Genomic DNA, 18,642 nt, shown 5'->3' on the forward strand with positions numbered 1-18,642 from the left:
AGCTGTCTCTTCTTGAGCCTCGATAGGCAGTTGTCGTGGCGAAGTTGAATGAGGAGATTCTGGATGGATGCGCTTGACCTGTTGCTCAATCGTGTTTCGGTTACCCGGCTGGTCGAGCCCGCGCCGAGCGCCGAGCAGCTGCAGCTGATGTTTCGTGCGGCTCTGCGGGCGCCCGATCATGGGCAGTTGCGGCCCTGGCGGTTCCTGACTATCGAAGGGCAGGCGCGTGATAGGTTGGGTGAGTTGTTTGCCGAAGCCTTGCGCCTGCGCCAGCCGGACGCTTCCGAAGAGGTGTTGCAGAAGCCGCGCAAGATGCCTCTGCGGGCACCGATGCTGGTGGCTGTGATTGCGCGTCCGGTACCACACCCGAAAGTGCCAGAGGTCGAACAGTTGCTAGCCGTCAGCTGTGCCGCTCACGGGCTGCTGCTGGCGGCCCATGCGCAGGGGCTGGGTGCGGTGTGGCGCACCGGAGAGTTTGCCTATGACCGGCATGTGGCTGAAGGTCTGGGCCTGACGGCGGGTGAGCAGCTGCTTGGTTTTATCTATCTCGGGACGCCGGAGGGTGGCCTGCGCATCCCGCCAGCACTGGAGCCGAAGGATTTTGTCGAGCAGTGGAGCGGCGAAAGTAGCCTGTAGCCGAGTTCGTTCGCCTACAAGGCTCGTTGGTTGGATAATTTGGTTCTACGGTCACGCTTGTTCGAGCGGCCTGACCTGTTCCGGTGGTGAATTGCGCGGCAGCTTCAGAGTGGCGACGAAGCCGCCCTGGGGATGGTTGCTCAGCAATAGCTCACCGCCGTGGCGCTCGGCGGCGCGTCTTGCGATGGCCAGGCCCAGGCCGTGGCCCGCAGTGGTTTGGCCAGGGGCGCGGAAGAAGGGTTCGCTAAGCCGGGCAAGGTGCTCGTCATCCACGCCGGGGCCGTGATCGCGAATGGTCAGGATCAGCCAGTTGGCGTCGGCCTGGGCACGGAGTTCGATGGGCATGCCTTCGGGGTTGAAACGCAGGGCATTGCGCAGCAGGTTGTCCAGCGCCCGTTCGAGCATGTCGGGCCAGCCGCGCAGGGAGACACCGTCCTGCACCTGGCTGTCTATCCGCTGGTTGGGCGCTACGATGCGTGCGTTTTCCACCAGCTGTTGAAAAATCGGTTGCAGGCTGACTGGGCTTGCCGCGCCAGGTTCGGCGTCGAGCCGGGCCAGTTCGAGGATTTCACTGATCAGCGCTTCCAGGCGGTCGCACTCCTTGGCCAGTCGCGGCCAGATGACCTCGCGTTCGGCTGGGGTGGCGCGTTCGGCCAGGGCAATTGCGATGCGCAGTCGTGCCAATGGCGAGCGCAGCTCATGGGAGACGTCGCGCAGCAGTTGGCGCTGGCTGCCAATCAGGCGTTGCAGGCGAGCGCCCATGCGGTTGAAATCCTTGGCCAGCACCCCCAGCTCGTCACGACGGGTGGCCAGTCGGGCGAGGGAGTTCTGCTGATAGGTGGTTTGCCCCAGGTCATGCACCGCGCTGCGCAGGCGATCCAGTGGGCGGGTAATGGACAGGGTCAAAAGCAAGCTGAAGCCGGTCAGTACGATCAGTGCGATGCCCAGGGCGCTCAACGGCCAGAACAGGCTGTCGCGATGCCAGGCGTGCAGCTCGGTATTGGGGATGCGGTAGATGAACAGGTAGGTTTCGCCAGACAGCGGACTTGTGTAGTCGGTGGTCAGGCGTCGCCACGGCAAACGCCCAGCTTGGTTTTGCTGGCGGGCCTCGAATGCGGCTGCGCGGGCGGGAAAGGTGCCACGTATGACTGGCTGGCCGTTTTCGGCAAGCACCTGTACATCGATATGGAAACGATGTCGGTGCCTTTCCAGCATGAACTGCGCGGCTATCGGGCCCTGGCGTTCATAGACCTCGGTCCAGATCTGCGAGAGCTGCTTGACGCCAGGATGGCGGTTGACGATCCAGGTGTCCTGATTCAGCGCATGGCCCAACAAAACCGCCAGCCCGGCGACCAGGGCAATGGCCAGCCAGAATGTGGCAAGAATGCGCCAGAACAGGGATCGCACCGGATGGATACTCCAAAACAGGGCTAGCGGGCTGAAGCCCCTACCAGAGTGGGAGGGGCTTCAATGTTGGTGTTGCTATCAGTTCTTGCTGTCGCGTTCGGCTTTCCACTTCTGGAATTCGGCGCGCTCGGCGCGTTTGGCTTCCATTTTCGTGTGCATTTCATCGAACTGCTTCTGCTGCTCTGGCTTGAGCAGGTCGCGGATCTTTTTGTGGGTTTCCTGCTTGCTGGTCTTCAGCTCATCCTGCATGGCCTTGCGCTCGGCTTCGGGCAGCTTGTTCAGATAGCGCTGGGTAATATCGTGGTGGTTCTTCATCTGCTCGCCCATCAGCTTGCGCATGTCGCGCTTCTGCTCCTTGCTCAGGTCGAGTTGCTCGAACATGTGCGAGCCGTGCTTGCCGCCATGGTGGCCATGACCGGCGCCGGGCATCGCCAGGGCAACGGCAGGAATGCTGGCAGCAAAGGCAAGGGCAATAAGAGTTTTACGCATCATGAGAGTTCTCCTGTGTATGGAAACCGGTCTGCATCAGAGGCGATGGTGCTGCCTTGACCGGATGAGCTCAGTTTACGCAGCGCAAGGTCAGCGGCGGTCAGGGCAGGGTAAAGGCTCGGTAAAGCCGGTCAGGAGGCGTAAAGGTAACCGCGGCTGCGCAGGGCGACGATTCGTGGGCGGCCGTCCGGGTGCGGTCCGAGCTTGCGGCGCAGATTGCTGACGTGCATGTCCAGGCTGCGGTCGTAGAGGGTCAGCTTGCGCCCGAGGGCTAGCTGCGCCAAGGCCTGTTTGTCCAGGGGCTCGCCAGGTTGCGCGAGCAATGCTTCGAGAATACGGCCCTCGGACAGGGTTAGCGATACTTCGTGCTCGCCCACGTTGGCCACGCCACGCGCCGGGCTGTAGCACAGGTCGCCCAGCTCCAGCTGGCTCGGCGTACTGGTCGGCTGACTGCGGCGCAGGACGGCCCGCAGGCGAGCGGTAAGTTCGCGCGGGTCGCAGGGCTTGGCCAGGTAGTCGTCAGCGCCCAGCTCAAGTCCGAGGATGCGGTCCAGTGGTTCGCCACGACCGGAAAGCATCAGTACGGGCAGGTCGGGATACTCGCTGCGCAGCTGCTTGAGCAGCTCCAGCCCACTGCCGTCGGGCAGCATCACATCGAGTACTACCGCACTGGGCTGATGTTCGCTTAGCGCTGCCCGGGCACTTTGGCCGTCGTGGCATGCGTGGGCGACGAAGCCTTCCTGGGCCAGCCAGCTGACCAGCAGCTCGCAGAGCTCCTGGTCGTCATCTATCAACAGCAGTTCGCTCATGCCTTCGCTCGTATGGGTTCAGTTCAACCATTGCCGGCGGCGGCCGCTGCGCGTGGTCAGCACGCCCAGCAGGAACCCCAGCATTCCGACACCGCCACCAATGGCGAACCACTGCTGTTGCTCGTTGAGCAGTTGCGGCTCTGGTTGCGAGTGCGATTGAAGCTTCGCCTGTTCTTCATGCAGCTGAATGCGCAGGCGTCGATTTTCCTGACGCAGCTGAGCCAACTGCATCTGTTCGGCGCTGACTGCCGGGGTGCGGCGGTCAGGCTCTGTGCGCTGCGGTTCGTGTTCGGCTGAAGTCTGTACGGGTAGGGGCTGATGCTCGGTTGGAGCGGCCATTTCTTCTTCGGCATGTAGCAGCGGTGAAGCAAGACACAGCGCAAGCAGCAGGGACAGCGAACCTTGGCGCATCGGAACTCCTCTTTCCTTTTTATGGGTCGTGGGCTGCCACGACCTCAGACTGCAAACGCTATCAGGGGTAAACCTGCTTGAACGGTTTGACGATGACCGGGCCATAGACCCCGGCGGCCTTGTAGGGATCGGCTTCGGCCCATTGCTCGGCGGCCTGCAGGGACTCGAACTCTGCCACGACCAGGCTGCCGGTAAAGCCGGCGGCGCCAGGATCATTGCTGTCTACGGCTGGGTGCGGGCCGGCCAGGACCAGACGGCCTTCGCTCTTCAGCTGGTCGAGGCGCGCCAGGTGAGCCGGGCGGGAGTCGAGGCGCTTTTGCAGCGTGTCGGGCAGGTCGGTGGCGATGATGGCGTAGAGCATGGTGTCTCCTATGATCGAGTGCGTAGTAAGTGCTGCGCTGGTGGCAGTTGGATGGCGCAACATGATGAGCTGTATATGGGGCTTTTGGCCAATTTAATGCATCAACCCTATGTTTTTCGCATGTGCTGGAGGGCGCCGTGAACAGGCTTCATGAAGCGGCTGATTCAATCTCGGCGCGAGCCACGAGCATGGACTGCCGGCATAATACGGAAACTGCATTTTTGGCGGAACACAATTGAGACGCTGAACGCCCTGAGTTTTTGGCGGATCTGTTCGCGATGCATGCGAGTGCCCGTGATGGTGGAGGCACGCAAACAGGCGGTAGTGGTCCAACATGGCAACCGCTACGTCTTTGGAGAATGAGCACCCGAATGATTGTCGATCTGCATTGCCACAGCACCGCGTCCGATGGTGTCCTGGCCCCTGAGGTACTGGTCGAACGGGCGCATGCGCGTGGGATCGAATTGCTTGCCCTGACCGATCACGACACCCTCGAAGGACTTGGTGCGGCCCGCGCCGCTGCCGATTCGCTGGGTATCCGCCTGGTCAGCGGCATTGAGCTGTCCTGCCAATGGAATGGGGCGACCATTCATGTGCTCGGCTATGCCTTTGACCCGGAGGCGAGTGCGCTGAAAAACGCCATCGCCAAGTTGCATGCTGGCCGTTGGCAACGCGCCGAACTGATTGCCCAGCGCCTGGCTGCCAAGGGCATGCCGGGTGCGCTTGAGGGCGCGCGCGAGGTACAGCAGCAGCGGGGCGACAGCGGCAACGCGCCGGCTCGCCCGCACTTTGCGGAGTTTCTGGTGCGTGCCGGGCATGTGCGGGATCATGCCGAGGCGTTTCGTAAATGGCTCGGATCGGGCAAGCTCGGCGATGTGAAACAGCATTGGCCAAGCCTTGAGGGAACCCTGAGCACCTTGCGCGATGCGGGTGCCTGGATCAGCCTGGCGCATCCCTGGCAGTACGATTTCACCCGTAGCAAACGCCGCCGACTGGTTGCTGATTTCGCCCAGGGCGGTGGTCACGCCCTGGAAGTGGTCAACGGCATGCAGCCGCTGGAGCAGGTGGGGGGGCTGTCGATTCTGGCGAGGGAATTCGGTTTGATGGCCAGTCTCGGCAGTGATTTCCATGCGCCGGGCGATTGGTCGGAGTTGGGGATGTACCGTGCTCTACCGGACGATTTGCAGCCCATTTGGAGGCATTTCGAGCATGAACCAGACAAGTCTTTTGCCCGCTGAACAGGGAGTCGCCGTGAGCCAATTCTTTCAGATTCATCCGGAAAACCCCCAGGTCAGATTGATCAAGCAGGCGGTAGAGATCATTCGTCAGGGCGGTGTGGTGGTCTACCCGACCGATTCGTCCTACGCCATCGGCTGCGCCATGGGCAACAAGTCGGGTATCGAACGCATCCGGCGTCTGCGCCAGCTCGATGACAAGCACAACTTCACCCTGGTGTGCCGCGATCTGTCTCAGCTCGGGTTGTTCGCCAAGGTCGACACGGCGGCCTTCCGCCTGCTCAAGACGCATCTGCCCGGCCCCTACACGATCATTCTTAGCGCCACCCGTGAAGTTCCGCGCATGCTGCTGCATCCCAAGCGTCGCACCATAGGCTTGCGAGTACCGAAGCTGCCCATTGCCCAGGCCTTGCTGGCTGAGCTTGGTGAGCCATTGATGAGTGTCAGCCTGATTCTGCCGGGTGAGGCCGAGCCGATGAGTGATCCCTACGAAATGCGCGATGTGCTTGAGCATCAGGTGGATCTGGTTATCGATGGTGGCTACGGCGGTATTGAAGCCTCGACCGTCATCAGCCTGGTTGATGGCGACCCCGAAGTGGTGCGTGTCGGCTGCGGTGATCCTGCACCATTCATCTCCTGAGCAAGTCACGCCTAGTTGGATATAACGAAGGAAACCACCCTGCCAGGAGCACGCATGTCGCAGCAAGCCGAGGCCGAGGCCGTCGATACCCTGCCCGGTGAGCAGCTGCGGCTGGCGCTGGTCTACGGAGAGGCCTTCAACGAACTGCCGCAGGATCTCTACATTCCTCCGGATGCCCTTGAAGTCTTTCTCGAAGCCTTTGAAGGCCCGCTGGACCTGTTGCTGTACCTGATTCGCAAGCAGAACATCGACATCCTCGACATTCCCGTGGCAGAGATCACTCGCCAATACATGGGCTATGTCGAGCTGATGAAAAGCGTGCGTCTGGAACTCGCCGCCGAATACCTGGTGATGGCCGCGATGCTGGCTGAAATCAAGTCGCGCATGTTGTTGCCGCGTTCCACCGCGTCCGAGGAGGACGAAGTTGACCCGCGTGCCGAGCTGATTCGCCGTTTGCAGGAATACGAGCGGTTCAAGGCCGCATCCGAGGGCCTCGATGAGCTGCCGCGAGTCGGGCGCGAACTCCATGTGCCGCGCCTGGAAGCACCAGAAGCCCGTGCGCGCAAGCTGTTGCCGAGTATCAGTCTGGAAGAGCTGCTGCTTTCCATGGCCGAGGTGCTGCGCCGCGCCGACATGTTCGAGAGCCATCAGATCAGTCGTGAGGCGCTGTCGACCCGCGAGCGCATGAGCCTGGTGCTGGAGCGTCTCCAGGGTGGCGCTTTCGTGCCCTTTGTCGCATTGTTCAGCGCCGAAGAGGGCCGCGCCGGTGTGGTGGTCACCTTCATTGCGGTGCTGGAGTTGGTCAAGGAATCGCTGGTCGAACTGGTGCAGAACGAGCCTCTTGCGCCGATCCATGTGCGTCTGCGCACCGAATGACGCAATCCTAGGAGTCTGGTTGTGAACCTTTCCGAACCCAAGGACCTCGCTGCGCTGCTGGAAGCGCTGTTGCTGGCTTCCGGCAAGCCCATGTCCATCGAGCGCATAAGCGAACTCTTCGAGGAGGCCGAGCGTCCCTCCAACGCGCAGTTGCGCAAAGCATTGGAGGTGCTCGAAAAGTCCTGCAAGGGGCGTGCTTTTGAACTCAAGGAAGTCGCCAGTGGCTATCGCTTGCAGGTGCGTGCGCGCTTTTCACCCTGGGTCGGGAGGCTTTGGGAAGAGCGGCCGCAGCGTTATTCCCGGGCCTTGCTGGAAACTCTGGCGCTGATCGCCTATCGCCAGCCAATCACTCGTGGCGAGATCGAAGATGTCCGTGGCGTCGCGGTCAACAGCCAGATCGTCAAGACGTTGCTGGAGCGTGAGTGGATACGTGTGGTCGGCCACCGCGAAGTGCCGGGGCGTCCGGCAATGTTCGCCACCACTCGGCAATTTCTCGACCATTTCAATCTGAAGAACCTCGACGAGTTGCCGCCGCTGGCGGTACTGCGTGAGATGGAACCTGCACCGCTGGCCCTGGACGAAGAAGACGCACCGGTGCCAGACGCCCTGCAGGCGCGTGCCGACCTCGCTGCGCCGATGCAGACACCAGATGAGAAACCCAGCTTCCGCAGTCTGTTGCAGGAACTGGACAATATGGAAAGCGGCCTGAAGACTGATTTCGACGATCTGCCTGACGAGCCTCAAACCACGAACCGGGAGTAATGCCATGCATGCGCAGATACAACAGGTTACCGAGCGTTTGGTCGAGCGCAGCCGGCCCACACGACAGCGTTATCTAGCGATGATGTCTGCCGCTGCCAGCGAGGGGCCGCATCGCGGTAGCTTGCAGTGCGCCAACTTTGCGCATGGCGTGGCGGGTTGCGCTTCGGCTGGTGACAAGCAGAAGTTGCGCCTGATGAACGAAGCCAACGTGGCCATCGTCTCGGCCTACAACGATATGCTTTCGGCGCATCAGCCCTACGAGCATTTCCCGGACATCATCAAGCAGGCGCTGCGTGACTTTGGCTCGGTCGGGCAGTTCGCTGGCGGCGTGCCGGCCATGTGTGATGGCGTGACCCAGGGCGAGGCGGGAATGGAGCTGAGCCTGGCCAGCCGCGAAGTGATTGCCATGGCGACGGCCATTGCCCTGTCGCACAACATGTTTGATGCGGCGCTGTATCTGGGCATCTGCGACAAGATCATTCCGGGGTTGATGATCGGCGCGTTGCGCTTCGGTCATCTACCGGCAGTATTCGTTCCCGGCGGTCCGATGCCTTCGGGCATTCCCAACAAGCAGAAGGCGGAGGTGCGGCAGCGCTACGCCGAAGGCAAGGCCAGCCGCGAGGAGTTGCTGGAGTCGGAAATGCTCTCCTATCACAGCCCCGGTACCTGCACCTTCTATGGCACGGCGAACACCAACCAGGTGGTGATGGAAATCATGGGCCTGCATCTGCCGGGCTCCTCCTTCGTCAACCCTTACACGCCGCTGCGCGACGAGCTTACCCGTGAGGCGGCACGCCAGGTGACCCGTCTGACACCGCAGTCCGGCAACTATATGCCGCTGTGCCAGATCGTCGACGAGAAGGCCATCGTCAACTCCGTGGTAGCACTGTGCGCGACAGGCGGCTCGACCAACCATACCTTGCACATCCCCGCATTCGCCCAGGCCGCCGGCATCCAGCTGACCTGGCAGGACATGGCTGATATTTCGGCGGTGACACCGACCCTGGCCAAGGTCTACCCCAACGGGCAGGCCGACGTGAACCACTTCCATGCCTGCGGCGGTGTGCCCTTCATGGTGCGCACCCTGCTGGATGCTGGGCTGTTGCATGAGGATGTCCATACGGTCGTGGGGCAGGGGTTGCGCCGCTACACCCGCGAGCCGTTCCTGGAGAACGGGGCTCTGGTGTGGAAAGAAGGACCGACCAACAGCCTGGATGAGGCGATTCTGCGGCCGGCTGAACGGGGGTTTTCTTCCGAAGGTGGATTGCGCGTGCTGCAAGGCAATCTGGGCCGCGGGGTAACCAAGATTTCCGCGGTGGCACCGGAGCATCGTGTGGTCGAGGCGCCGGCAAGGGTGTTCAGCGACCAGAGCGAAATGGCCCAGGCATTCATGGATGGCGAGCTGGAAAAAGACTTTGTCGCCGTGGTGCGCTTTCAGGGCCCGAAGGCCAATGGGATGCCCGAGCTGCACAAGCTGACGCCATTTCTCGGCGTGCTGCAGGATCGTGGCTACAAGGTGGCGCTGGTCACCGACGGGCGCATGTCCGGCGCATCCGGCAAGGTGCCGGCTGCGATTCACGTCAGCCCCGAGGCGCTCGATGGCGGCCCGTTGTGCCGGGTGCGTGACGGCGATGTCATCCGCGTCGACGGCGAAACGGGAGAGCTGAGCGTGCGGGTCGATCAGGCTGAGTTCGCCAGCCGTGAGCCGGCGGTGGCACCAAGCGATCTGGGTATCGGTTGCGGGCGAGAACTGTTCGGCTTCCTGCGCACGGCCTTCAGCCCGGCGGAGAAGGGCGCCAGCGTGTTCACCGAAGCGTTGGAAGCACTCAAGTGACAGCACTGGTAGGCGACATCGGCGGCACCAACGCCCGCTTTGCGTTGTGGAACGGGCAGCACGTCGAGGCGGTGCGGGTGCTGCCAACCGCTGACTTTCCGTCTGTCGAAGCCGCTATTCGCGCCTATCTGCAAGACATCGGGCAGCCGGTCGAAGCGCTGCAGTCGGTGTGCCTGGCCTGCGCAGGTCCGGTGTCTGGGGATGAATTTGTCTTCACCAATAATCACTGGCGTTTGAGCCGTCAGGCGTTCTGCCGTGAGCTTGGGCTGCGCGACCTGCTGCTGATCAATGACTTCACTGCCATGGCGTTGGGCATGACCCGTCTGCGCGACGGCGAGTTGATCGAAATCTGCCCTGGCCAGTCCGAAATTGGCAGGCCGCGGCTGGTGGTCGGACCTGGTACCGGGCTTGGCGTGGCTACACTGCTGCCCTTGACCGATGGCGGTTGGCGAGCGCTGCCGGGAGAGGGTGGGCACGTTTGCCTGCCGGTCGGCTCGGCTCGGGAAGCGGCGCTATGGGGCTGCCTGCACGCAGAGCTCGGCCATGTAAATGCCGAAGCTGTGCTCAGTGGCAGCGGCTTGCTGGCGCTCTATCGCACCAGCTGTGTGCTCGACGGCAAACAGCCTCGCCTGGCCTCGCCCATGGAAGTGACAGCTGCCGCCTTGGCCGGCGACGCCTACGCCGAAGCCGTGCTGGAACAATTCTGCGTCTGGCTGGGTCGAATTGCCGGCGACAACGTCCTCACCACGGGCGCGCAGGGTGGCGTCTATATCGCCGGTGGCATCGTGCCGCGCTTTGCCGAGTTCTTCGCCCGCAGCGGCTTCAGTCGGAGCCTGCGCGACAAGGGCCGTATGAGTCGCTACTTTGACAATGTTCCGGTCTGGTTGGTGACAGCCGAGTACTCTGGCCTGGAAGGCGCCGGCGTCGCTTTACAGCAGCAACTGGAGAGCATGTCTTACTAGCAGGCCGCTTCGTCCAGGTCCATGCCGGAGCCAGAACAAGGGAAGGGATGCACAGTGAACCAGGCTGGAAGATCGATTCTGCTGGTTGATGATGACCAGGAAATCCGGGAGTTGCTGGACGCCTACCTGAGCCGATCCGGTTTCCAGGTTCGCACCGTGGCCGATGGCGCTCAATTTCGCGATGCGATGGCCGGTGGCCCGGCCGATCTGGTAATTCTCGATGTGATGCTGCCCGACGAAGACGGCTTCAGCCTCTGTCGCTGGGTTCGCGGCCATCAGCGTCTGGCACAGTTGCCCATCATCATGCTCACGGCCAGTTCCGACGAGGCTGATCGCGTTATCGGTCTGGAGTTGGGGGCTGACGACTATCTGGCCAAGCCCTTCAGCCCCCGTGAATTGCTGGCTCGCATCAAGGCGCTGCTGCGCCGGGTTCAGTTCAGCCAGGAGCGTACCCGCGAGGTGTTGCTCTTCGATGAGTGGCGGCTGGATATGGTCAGCCGGCGGCTGTTCCATCAGGACGGCGAGGAAGTGCTGCTGTCCGGGGCTGATTTCGCGCTGCTGAAGCTGTTTCTCGACCACCCTCAGCAGATTCTCGACCGTGACACCATTGCCAATGCCACCCGGGGCCGCGAGGTCATGCCGCTGGACCGAATCGTCGATATGGGCGTCAGTCGCCTGCGTCAGCGCTTGCGTGATACCGGCAAGTGCCCGCGGCTGATCCGTACCGTGCGAGGTAGTGGTTACCTGCTTGCGGCCCAGGTCGTGCAGCACCATGACACGCTCGGCTAGGCGCCGCTGGCGGCTGGTGCCGCGTTCGCTACTGGGTCGCATGCTGTTTCTGACGCTGCTGGTGGTGCTGCTGGCGCAAGGTTTGTCCAGTTTCATCTGGGTATCGCAGTTGCGTGCCAACCAGATGGAAGGTCTGTTGGCCAGTGCCCGCAGCCTTGCGCATTCGATGTCAGCCAGCGTCAGCTTTTTCCGCTCGCTGCCACTCGGCTACCGGCCGCTGGTGCTTGATCAGCTGCGCAGCATGGGCGGCACGCGCTTCTTCGTGTCGCTGAATGACAAACCGCTGGACATGCAGATCCTGCCGCCGACAAAACGCAAACAGGCGGTGCTGGAAGCAGTGGATGAAGTGCTGCGCGAGCGCCTCGGCAGCGAGGTGGACATGTCGGTCAACTTTGTGAGTCCCGACGATCTACGTCTTTTCAACGGCGGGTTGAAGCTCGACGAATTGCCGCGCTCCTGGGCGCATTACGCGCTGAGCCTGAAGCCGCTGGATCCGCCGGTGCTGGTAACGCAGATCCAGATTGCGCCTGGAGAGTGGCTCTACCTTGCCTCATTGATGCCCGCGCCCTACGTCAGTCTGGAGAACGAGGGCGTTCCAACCCAGCAGCTCTGGTTCATCCTGCTCACCACCAGCTTCCTGCTGCTGTTCATCGGTATTCTCGTGCACTGGCAGAGCCGTCCACTCAAGCGGCTGGCGCAGGCGGCGCGGGAGATGTCGCTCGGCAGCGAAGTGGAGCTGCTGCCTGAGGCGGGGGGTAGCGAGGTAGTCGAAGTCAGCCGGGCGTTTAACAGCATGCGCGAGCGCATCGGGCGTTATCTGACTGAGCGTGCGCAGCTGTTCACTGCGATCTCGCATGACTTGCGCACGCCGATTACCCGGTTGCGCCTGCGAGTGGAGCTTCTGGAGGATCCGGCCCTGCAGGCGAAATTCAGCCGTGATCTGGATGAGCTCGAGTTGCTGGTCAAGGGCGCTCTACAGTGCGTCAAGGACACCGACATTCACGAGAACATCGAGCCGCTGGATCTGAACCTGCTGCTCAACTGCATTACCGAGCCTTACCTTACGCCCACTGGTAACGGTCGGGTCTCATTGCAGGGCCGAGCCGGTTTGCCTTATCCGGGCAAACCGCTGGCGCTCAAACGCTGCATCGGCAACCTGCTGGACAATGCACTGAAATATGGGGAGCGGGCACACCTGAGCATCGAAGACAGCCCGGAGCACTTCGTGCTGCACGTCGATGATGAGGGACCTGGCGTGCCGGAAGCCTGGTTGGCTCAGGTGTTCGAGCCGAATTTCCGCCTGTCGGCCAAGAAGCCAGGCTACGGCCTCGGGCTGGGCATCGCGCGCAACATTGCTCACAGCCATGGCGGCGAGATTACCCTGCGCAATCTGCCGGAGGGCGGGCTGCGGGTAACCTTGCGTTTACCTCGCAAGCTGGAGTGATTGTCACCACCCGGTGACAAAAGCGGTCGCTTTCGTGACCTGATGCATCCAAGCGGCCGCTAGAATTCTGGCATCAGGCTCGGTTCTGCCTCTCGAGAGGTGCACCCATCGTGGCGCTGCCCGCTTTTTCGATGCTGAACGGCTGCGAGCACCTGCATGGGAACAACAATGAAAACACCTGCATTACCCGCTGAAAGCTGGCTGCAGCGGCCAGCCCACCTGAGCTGGCTCGCTGACGAAGGCACGCGCCTGCTGTCGTTCGCCCAGGCTTCGCGAGTCGAGCATGGCTTCGCTGCGCTTGATGCCAACGGCCAGCTCCCTGAGCACGCTTGTGCCGAGCTGATCCATACAGCTCGCATGACCCATTGTTTCGTCCTTGCACACATCCAGGGCATTCCCGGACACGCTGAGCTGATTGACCATGGTGTCGCTGCGCTGCAAGGGGGCGCTTTGCATGATGCCGAGTTCGGCGGTTGTTTTGCCGATGCAACGCGCCAGGGCGGCAAGTCCGCCTACCTGCATGCATTCGTTGCCCTGGCAGCAAGCTCTGCAACGGTCGCCGGTCGGCCCGGGGCTGGAGTGCTGCTGGAGGAAGCGATTGCCATTCTCGAAAAGCATTTCTGGAGTGAGGAGCAGGGCGCTCTGCGTGAGAGCCTGAGCCGCGATTGGCAGCAGGAAGAGGAATATCGCGGCGCCAATAGCAATATGCACGCGACCGAGGCCTTTCTCGCCCTGGCCGACGCCACCGGTGATAGCCTGTGGCTACTGCGCGCGCTGCGCATCGCCGAGCGCTTGATTCACGGACATGCTGCAGCGAGCGGGTACGTAGTGGTCGAGCATTTCGATCAGGCGTGGCGAGCGCGGCCCGACTATAGCGAAGGCAACCGCGCTGACCCGTTTCGCCCCTATGGCAGCACGCCCGGGCATAGCTTCGAGTGGGCTCGGCTGTTGTTGCATCTGGAAGCTGCCCTGCAGCGCGCCGGCCTCGCTGCGCCGGCGTGGTTGTTGACCGATGCCGGCGGGTTGTTCGCCAGTGCCGGCCGAGACGCCTGGGGCGCGGACGGCAAGCCAGGCCTGGTCTATACCCTCGACTGGTCGAGCCAGCCGGTGGTGCGTGCGCGCCTGCATTGGGTGCATGCCGAAGCGATTGCGGCGGCAGCGGCCTTGCTCAGGCGCACAGGCGAACCTGTTTACGAGGATTGGTATCGCCGACTCTGGGAGTTCGTTGCGCAGCATTTCATCGATCTGCAGAACGGCAGCTGGCACCATGAGCTCGATGATGACAACCGGCCGGCAAGCAGTATCTGGCCAGGCAAGCCGGATCTCTATCACGCCTACCAGGCGACATTGCTGCCACGCCTGCCACTGGCCCCAAGCCTGGCCACCGCGCTGGGCTGTGTAACCGGGCTGTGACATATCCGCATCCCTTCGTTACGCCTTTGGCTGTTGCACCGGCTTAGACTCGGTGCAATGCAAGCATCAGGCTGCATGTATAAAAACAAGAAAAGGTGCACCCATGAACACCATCACTCGTTTTGTCACTGTTGTTTCCCTTGCTTCGTTGTTCCCCTTGTCCGCGCTGGCTGCCGACAGCAAAGGCACCGTCGAAGTGGTTCACTGGTGGACATCCGGTGGCGAAGCCGCTGCGGTGAAAGTTCTGAAAGATCTGGTCGCGAAGGATGGATTCACCTGGAAGGATGGTGCCGTCGCCGGAGGCGCCGGTTCTGCCGCCATGACCGTACTGAAGACCCGTGTGGTATCCGGCAACCCGCCGGGCGCTGCGCAGATCAAGGGACCTGACCTGCAGGAATGGGGTGCGCTCGATCTGCTGAGCCCGCTCGACGAAGTGGCCGAGGCCAACGGCTGGGATGACCTGCTGTCGAAGACCGTCATCGATACCATGCAATACGACGGACATTACGTGGCGGTGCCGGTGAACATCCATCGAGTCAATTGGCTGTGGATCAACCCGAAGGTGTTCGAGAAGGCCGGCATCGACAAGGCACCCACCACCCTTGAAGAGCTCTATGCCGCGGGTGACAAGCTCAAGGCTGCAGGCTTCGTGCCCTTGGCGCACGGTGGTCAGCCTTGGCAGGACAGCACCGTTTTCGAAGCGCTAGTGCTTGGCATCATGGGTGCCGATGGCTATCACAAGGCATTCATCGAGAACGACGAGGCGACCCTGACCAGCCCGCAGATGACCGAAGTGTTCACCGCGCTGAAGAAGCTGGCCAGCTATATGGACGACAACCGCGCCGGGCGTGACTGGAACCTGGCGACTGCCCAGGTGATCGACGGCAAGGCCGGCATGCAGATCATGGGCGACTGGGCGAAGAGCGAATGGACCGCAGCCGGCAAGGTGGCTGGCGAGGATTACCAGTGCGTGCCCATGCCCGGAACTGCTGGCAGCTACACCTACAACATCGACTCCATCGCCATGTTCAAGCTCAAGAACAAGGGCGACATTGCCGCGCAACATGCCTTGGCCAGAATCGCCCTGGAGCCTGAATTCCAATACGTGTTCAACCAGAACAAGGGCTCCATTCCGGTGCGTTCCGATCTGGACATGAGCAAGTTCGACAGTTGCGCCCAGGCTTCGATGAAGGACTTCAGGGAGGCCGATCAGAACGGCCAACTGGAGCCGAGCATGGCCCATAGCATGGCTACCAACCTCGCCGTGCAGGGCGCCATCTTCGATGTGGTGACCAACTTCATGAGTGAGAAAAACGCTGACCCGAGCAAGGTCGGCGCGCAGCTTTACGCGGCGATCAAGTCCGCGCAATAGGCTAAGAGTCGGGTCAGCTTCTGCGGCCCGCCGTACCCCGTTAATGCCCTCAGCGACAGCCCGCGATGGCCGTCGCAGGGAGCGTTCGGCCCGGATTTCCTGCTCTGTCTGGTAACGCCCGATGAGTGTCACGATGTTTTACACCAAGGCCTCACCTCTGGATGCGCTACAACGCTGGCTACCCAAGCTGGTGATGGCGCCGACCATGGTGATGGTGCTGGTTGGTTTCTATGGCTACATCCTCTGGACGCTGCTGCTCTCGTTCACCAACTCCAGCTTTATGCCCAGCTACAAGTGGGTCGGCCTGCAGCAGTACGCGCGCCTGATGGCCAATGACCGCTGGTGGGTGGCGAGCCAGAATCTGGTGGTATTCGGGGGCTTGTTCATCGGCGTCAGCCTGGCGATTGGCGTGTTGCTCGCGGTGCTGCTGGATCAGCGCATTCGCCGAGAAGGCTTTATCCGCACCATCTACCTGTACCCGATGGCCTTGTCGATGATCGTCACCGGGACCGCCTGGCAGTGGTTGCTCAACCCCGGTCTGGGTATCGACAAGATGCTCCGCGACTGGGGTTGGGAAGGCTTCCGCTTCGACTGGCTGGTAGACCCGGAGCGGGTCATTTACTGCCTGGTGATTGCGGCGGTCTGGCAGGCATCCGGCTTCGTTATGGCGCTGTTTCTTGCCGGTCTGCGTGGGGTCGATCAATCCATCGTGCGCGCCGCGCAGATCGATGGCGCCAGCCTGCCGACCATTTACCTGCGCATCGTGCTGCCGAGCCTGCGGCCGGTGTTCTTCAGTGCAGTGATGATCCTTGCGCACATCGCGATCAAGAGCTTCGATCTGGTCGCCGCCATGACCGCCGGCGGGCCGGGCTACGCCTCCGATTTACCGGCGATGTTCATGTACAACTTCACCTTCAGCCGCGGCCAGATGGGCATAGGTTCGGCCAGCGCAATGATGATGCTGGGCGCGATCCTGATGATTCTGGTGCCCTATCTCTACTCGGAGTTGCGGGGCAAGCGCCATGTCTAAGTCTGTCAGCCCGAGCCGCCTGGCCATCCACGCCACGCTGCTGCTGGCGGCAGCCCTGTACCTGGTGCCGCTGGTGGTGATGCTGCTGACCAGCTTCAAGACCCCGGAGGATATTCGCAGCGGCAACCTGCTCTCCTGGCCGGAGACCTTCACCCTGATCGGCTGGCTGAAAGCCTGGGCGGCGGTCGATGGCTACTTCTGGAACTCCCTGAAGATGGCGGTACCCGCCGTGCTGATTTCGACCGCACTGGGTGCCTTGAACGGCTATGTCCTGTCGATGTGGCGCTTCCGGGGTTCGCAACTGTTCTTCGGGTTGTTGCTGTTCGGCTGCTTCCTGCCGTTCCAGACCGTGCTGCTGCCGGCCTCGTTCACACTCGGCAAGTTCGGCCTGGCCAACACCACGGCGGGGCTGGTGCTGGTGCATGTGGTTTATGGCATCGCCTTCACCACGCTGTTTTTCCGCAATTTTTACGTGAGCGTGCCGGAGGCGCTGGTGCGCGCGGCGCGTCTGGATGGCGCAGGCTTCTTCACCATCTTCGGGCGCATTCTGCTGCCCATGTCGATCCCGATCATCATGGTCTGCCTGATCTGGCAGTTCACCCAGATCTGGAACGACTTTCTCTTCGGTGTGGTGTTCGCCAGCGGCGATGCCCAGCCGATCACAGTGGCGCTGAACAACCTGGTCAACACCAGCACGGGCGCCAAGGAATACAACGTCGACATGGCCGCGGCGATGATCGCCGGCCTGCCAACGCTGGTGGTGTACATCCTCGCCGGCAAGTATTTCTTGCGTGGGCTTACGGCCGGCGCGGTCAAGGGGTAGGAGAAGGACCATGGCTGCACTCGAATTACGTAACGTCCGCAAAAGCTACGCCGGAAGCGGCAACGAGACGCTTAAAGACATCGACCTGAAGATCGGTGATGGCGAGTTTCTAATCCTCGTCGGCCCCTCGGGTTGCGGAAAGTCCACACTGATGAACTGCATCGCGGGGCTGGAAAACATCACCGGCGGCGAGATCCGCGTTGACGGTGCCGACATCAGCTCCGCCAGTCCCAAGGATCGGGATATCGCCATGGTGTTCCAGTCCTACGCGCTGTACCCGACCATGACCGTGCGGGAAAACATCGCCTTCGGCCTGAAGATGCGCAAGATGCCGGCGGCGATGATCGAGGAGGAGGTCTCCCGCGTTGCCAAGCTGCTGCAGATCGAGCACCTGCTGGCTCGCAAGCCGTCGCAGCTGTCCGGAGGGCAACAACAGCGCGTGGCCATGGGTCGGGCGCTGGCACGCCGGCCAAAGATCTATCTGTTCGATGAGCCCCTGTCGAACCTCGATGCCAAGCTCCGGGTGGAGATGCGCACCGAAATCAAGCTGATGCATCAGCGACTGAAGACCACCACGGTATACGTCACCCATGACCAGATCGAGGCGATGACCCTCGGTGACAAGGTCGCGGTCATGAAGGATGGCGTCGTTCAGCAGTTCGGCACGCCGAAGGACATCTACGACAACCCGGCAAATCTTTTCGTGGCCAGCTTTATCGGCTCGCCGCCCATGAACTTCGTCCCGCTGCGGCTGAGCAGGCGTGCTGGGGGTTGGAGTGCGCTGCTGGAAAGCGACCGGGACCGTTGCGAGTTGCCGTTGAGGCTCGCCACGGACGAATCACTGGAAGGCCGCGAAGTGATTCTGGGCATCCGGCCCGAGCGGATTGGTGTTGGGGTGGAGGGCGCTTCTCTATCGCTGCGCGCCGAGGTTCAGGTCGTCGAGCCTACCGGTCCGGACACCATGGTCTTCGTCAAGCTCAACGACGCCAAGGTCTGCTGCCGTCTGGCGCCGGATCTCGCGCCAGATCCCGGCCAGACGATGTGTCTGCAGTTCGAGTCGGAGAAGGTGCTGCTGTTCGATGCGCAAACCGGCGAGCGCCTTTGCATCGCTCCAGACAAAGGCCTCGTGCAGCCCAACCAGCCGGCCGCTCGAACGCTCGCCCCTTGAGTGACCGTTTCGCCTGAATCGAGATTCAGCAGCCGGGCGCCGCGTAGCTGCCTCCGGCCTGTCAGCCCAGCGCAGCATCTGGCGCCGGGCGCACCCACTCGAACCGTTGTGCACGTGCAGTGCCATGCGGCTCGGAAGAGCGGGCCTTCACCGGCTCGATCCAACGGCAGTAACAAAAATA

General features: G+C 62.1%; 19 protein-coding genes. 14 read left to right on the top strand and 5 right to left on the bottom strand.

What is annotated here, in order from left to right:
- Window positions 1–63: 63 nt before the first annotated feature.
- Complete coding sequence (locus tag BN1079_RS01890) at window positions 64–636, top strand: nitroreductase family protein (RefSeq protein WP_037021923.1); 573 nt, start codon at window positions 64–66, stop codon at window positions 634–636.
- A gap of 51 nt (window positions 637–687) precedes the next feature.
- Here the strand turns inward: BN1079_RS01890 and BN1079_RS01895 are convergent, their stop codons facing one another.
- The 5 genes from BN1079_RS01895 to BN1079_RS01915 form a co-directional block, all read right to left on the bottom strand.
- Window positions 688–2,043, bottom strand: coding sequence for a sensor histidine kinase (locus tag BN1079_RS01895; RefSeq protein ID WP_037021924.1), 1,356 nt, complete (start codon window positions 2,041–2,043; stop codon window positions 688–690).
- A 78-nt stretch (window positions 2,044–2,121) separates the two neighbouring features.
- Window positions 2,122–2,532 (bottom strand): Spy/CpxP family protein refolding chaperone, encoded by a 411-nt coding sequence (locus tag BN1079_RS01900; protein WP_037026540.1) that lies wholly within the window; start codon window positions 2,530–2,532, stop codon window positions 2,122–2,124.
- A 131-nt stretch (window positions 2,533–2,663) separates the two neighbouring features.
- Window positions 2,664–3,341 carry a response regulator transcription factor gene (locus BN1079_RS01905; protein WP_037021925.1) on the bottom strand — a complete coding sequence of 226 codons (678 nt, stop codon included), beginning with the start codon at window positions 3,339–3,341 and terminating at the stop codon, window positions 2,664–2,666.
- 18 nt (window positions 3,342–3,359) lie between these two features.
- Window positions 3,360–3,752 (bottom strand): SH3 domain-containing protein, encoded by a 393-nt coding sequence (locus BN1079_RS01910; RefSeq protein ID WP_037021926.1) that lies wholly within the window; start codon window positions 3,750–3,752, stop codon window positions 3,360–3,362.
- A gap of 61 nt (window positions 3,753–3,813) precedes the next feature.
- Window positions 3,814–4,113 (bottom strand): YciI family protein, encoded by a 300-nt coding sequence (locus BN1079_RS01915; RefSeq protein ID WP_037021927.1) that lies wholly within the window; start codon window positions 4,111–4,113, stop codon window positions 3,814–3,816.
- 371 nt (window positions 4,114–4,484) lie between these two features.
- Between BN1079_RS01915 and BN1079_RS01920 the strand changes: the two genes are divergently transcribed.
- The 13 genes from BN1079_RS01920 to BN1079_RS01980 all read left to right on the top strand — a co-directional run bounded on the left by BN1079_RS01920 (window position 4,485) and on the right by BN1079_RS01980 (window position 18,461).
- Complete coding sequence (locus BN1079_RS01920) at window positions 4,485–5,351, top strand: PHP domain-containing protein (protein WP_037021928.1); 867 nt, start codon at window positions 4,485–4,487, stop codon at window positions 5,349–5,351.
- A gap of 13 nt (window positions 5,352–5,364) precedes the next feature.
- Window positions 5,365–5,988: an L-threonylcarbamoyladenylate synthase gene (locus BN1079_RS01925; RefSeq protein WP_037021929.1), complete on the top strand. Its 624-nt coding sequence runs from the start codon at window positions 5,365–5,367 to the stop codon at window positions 5,986–5,988.
- A 54-nt stretch (window positions 5,989–6,042) separates the two neighbouring features.
- Window positions 6,043–6,864, top strand: a complete 822-nt coding sequence (locus tag BN1079_RS01930) for a segregation and condensation protein A (protein WP_037021930.1) — start codon at window positions 6,043–6,045, stop codon at window positions 6,862–6,864.
- A gap of 21 nt (window positions 6,865–6,885) precedes the next feature.
- Complete coding sequence (gene scpB, locus BN1079_RS01935; RefSeq protein WP_037021931.1) at window positions 6,886–7,626, top strand: SMC-Scp complex subunit ScpB; 741 nt, start codon at window positions 6,886–6,888, stop codon at window positions 7,624–7,626.
- Between the two features lie 4 nt (window positions 7,627–7,630).
- Window positions 7,631–9,460 carry a phosphogluconate dehydratase gene (gene edd, locus BN1079_RS01940; protein ID WP_037021932.1) on the top strand — a complete coding sequence of 610 codons (1,830 nt, stop codon included), beginning with the start codon at window positions 7,631–7,633 and terminating at the stop codon, window positions 9,458–9,460.
- Window positions 9,457–10,422, top strand: a complete 966-nt coding sequence (locus tag BN1079_RS01945; protein WP_037021933.1) for a glucokinase — start codon at window positions 9,457–9,459, stop codon at window positions 10,420–10,422. Before edd ends, BN1079_RS01945 begins: the two co-directional genes overlap by 4 nt.
- Before the next feature lie 21 nt (window positions 10,423–10,443).
- Window positions 10,444–11,211 carry a response regulator gene (locus BN1079_RS01950; RefSeq protein WP_414860253.1) on the top strand — a complete coding sequence of 256 codons (768 nt, stop codon included), beginning with the start codon at window positions 10,444–10,446 and terminating at the stop codon, window positions 11,209–11,211.
- A 16-nt stretch (window positions 11,212–11,227) separates the two neighbouring features.
- Entirely contained in the window at window positions 11,228–12,655 is a 1,428-nt protein-coding gene (locus tag BN1079_RS01955) for an ATP-binding protein (RefSeq protein ID WP_197538859.1), read from the top strand.
- Window positions 12,656–12,823: 168 nt separating this feature from the next.
- Window positions 12,824–14,068, top strand: a complete 1,245-nt coding sequence (locus tag BN1079_RS01960; RefSeq protein WP_037021937.1) for a D-mannose isomerase — start codon at window positions 12,824–12,826, stop codon at window positions 14,066–14,068.
- Window positions 14,069–14,171: 103 nt separating this feature from the next.
- The gene (locus BN1079_RS01965; RefSeq protein ID WP_037021938.1) at window positions 14,172–15,440 is read left to right on the top strand and encodes an ABC transporter substrate-binding protein; all 1,269 of its coding nucleotides are present in this window, start codon (window positions 14,172–14,174) and stop codon (window positions 15,438–15,440) included.
- A gap of 121 nt (window positions 15,441–15,561) precedes the next feature.
- Entirely contained in the window at window positions 15,562–16,470 is a 909-nt protein-coding gene (locus tag BN1079_RS01970) for a carbohydrate ABC transporter permease (protein ID WP_037021939.1), read from the top strand.
- A complete protein-coding gene (locus BN1079_RS01975; protein ID WP_037021941.1) occupies window positions 16,463–17,293 on the top strand; it encodes a carbohydrate ABC transporter permease in 831 nt (276 codons plus the stop codon). Before BN1079_RS01970 ends, BN1079_RS01975 begins: the two co-directional genes overlap by 8 nt.
- Window positions 17,294–17,303: 10 nt before the next feature.
- A complete protein-coding gene (locus BN1079_RS01980; protein WP_037021943.1) occupies window positions 17,304–18,461 on the top strand; it encodes an ABC transporter ATP-binding protein in 1,158 nt (385 codons plus the stop codon).
- Window positions 18,462–18,642: the final 181 nt, after the last annotated feature.

It is taken from the genome of Pseudomonas saudiphocaensis (assembly GCF_000756775.1).
In the GTDB taxonomy this organism is placed as follows: domain Bacteria; phylum Pseudomonadota; class Gammaproteobacteria; order Pseudomonadales; family Pseudomonadaceae; genus Stutzerimonas; species Stutzerimonas saudiphocaensis.